We start from the raw sequence: 761 nt of genomic DNA on the forward strand, positions 1-761 counted from the left end.
CGTACGAGGGCTTGTCCGGCGCCTTGTCACGCGCCGTCTCCACCGCGGTCTTCACGGTCGTATGGGCCTCGTTCCGCTGCCGCCGCGCCTCGCTCAGGATGTCCCGGGCGGCGGCGAGATCCGCGGTGCCCGGGTCGTGGAACTCCCCCGGCTTGTCCGGCAGCTTCGACTTGTCACGCTGGTCGGCGGGCTTGGCGTTGTACGCGTCCACCGCGGTGTTGTACGCCGACACCTTGTCGTTGTGCGCCGACCGCGCGTCCTCCGACGCCTTCTTGCCCTTCTTGTAACGCGCGATCGCGTCCTCGGCCTGCTTCTGCGCCCACTCCACCGTCCCGGCGAAGCTCTCCAGCGCCCCGGCCGCCTTCTCACACGCGTCCGCCGCCGTGAACCACTTCTTCGGCTCGACCGACACGCTCTCCCGGAAGGCGTCCGCCGACTGACCCTTGAGATGACCGGCGTCCAGCCCCTGCAACCCCTTGCCCACGTTGTCGAACGCGGTCTGGAAGTCCCTCAGATGACCCGCCGTGGAGCGGAGCTTGTCCGGGCTGCCGTGCACCAGCTTCTTGGGGTCCTCGGTCTCACCGAGCTGCATCTCGTCGACGTCCGCGCCCAGCGCGTTCGCCACCGAGTCGCTCTTGTCCCGGACCCAGTCCGCACCGCTCTCCCAGCCGACGTCATCCAGCCAGTCGGCGGTCCAGTCTCCCGCGACGTCGACGGCCTCACCGAGATCCTCGACCCGGTCCTCGACCCAGTCCTCGACC

1 protein-coding gene is annotated in these 761 nt (G+C 69.4%); it reads right to left on the reverse strand.

Annotated features, from left to right (window positions below):
- On the reverse strand, window positions 1-761 hold a 761-nt coding region (locus PV419_RS52945; protein ID WP_415925580.1), incomplete at both ends, for a putative T7SS-secreted protein.

This window comes from Streptomyces sp. ME19-01-6, from assembly GCF_033793745.1.
GTDB lineage: Bacteria > Actinomycetota > Actinomycetes > Streptomycetales > Streptomycetaceae > Streptomyces.